This window comes from Bradyrhizobium sp. Ken51, assembly GCF_055807435.1.
Window position 1 is genome coordinate 1 of record NZ_JBVVPB010000126.1, and the last position, 708, is coordinate 708.

General features: G+C 69.8%; 1 protein-coding gene. It reads right to left on the bottom strand.

The annotated features are described in order from the left end of the window. Nucleotides 1–708 (bottom strand): DUF1522 domain-containing protein (locus AC0L27_RS41110; protein WP_473323800.1); only part of this gene is annotated, 708 nt, incomplete at both ends.

Sequence of the window (708 nt, forward strand, 5' to 3'; positions counted from 1 at the left end):
GGTCTGGCCGACGCTGGTGGCGATCGTTGCGGCACCCGCAGTGATGGCTACCGTCTTCACGCCGCTGGCGAGATCGACGGCGGTCAAGAGATCGGCGACGGTCGCAGCCGGGGTGCCCGCGGTGCCGAGATAGACGGTGGTGTTGCCGCTGCCGTCGGTGACGAGATTGCCGCTGACGCCCGAACCGGACGCAACCGCGGTCGAAGCCGGAGCGGAGCCGCTGCGGAAGGTGATGGTCTTGCCGTTCACGGTCAGCGTGTCGCCGTCGGCGGGCTGGGCGTTGGCCGACAGGCCGGTTGCCGTGGTGCCGTTGGTCGCGATCAGGGTGATGGTGCCGGTCAGGGCCGTGGTGCCGTCGCCGGCCGTCGCGCCGGTGCTGGCGAAAGAGCCGATGGTGGCGCCGAGGGTCGTGGTGCCGGTCGCCGCCGTGGTGCCGCCCGCCGCGCCGCTAAACACGACGTTGCTGCTTGCGGTCGCGCTGGCGAAGCTCGTCGTGCCGCGCAAATCGGCCGCCGTCGCACCCGCGATGGTGGCGGAGACGTTGGACTTGGTGGAGTAGCCGACCGTGGTCTGCAGCGCCTGGTTGGCGATCGACTTCGCAGAGTCGATCAGCTTCTGCAGCGAGGTGATGCCGGTGTTGGCGGCCTGCAGCACCTGCACGCCGTTGGCGATGCCGTCGAGCAGATTGTTGATGTCGCTGGCGCGGTT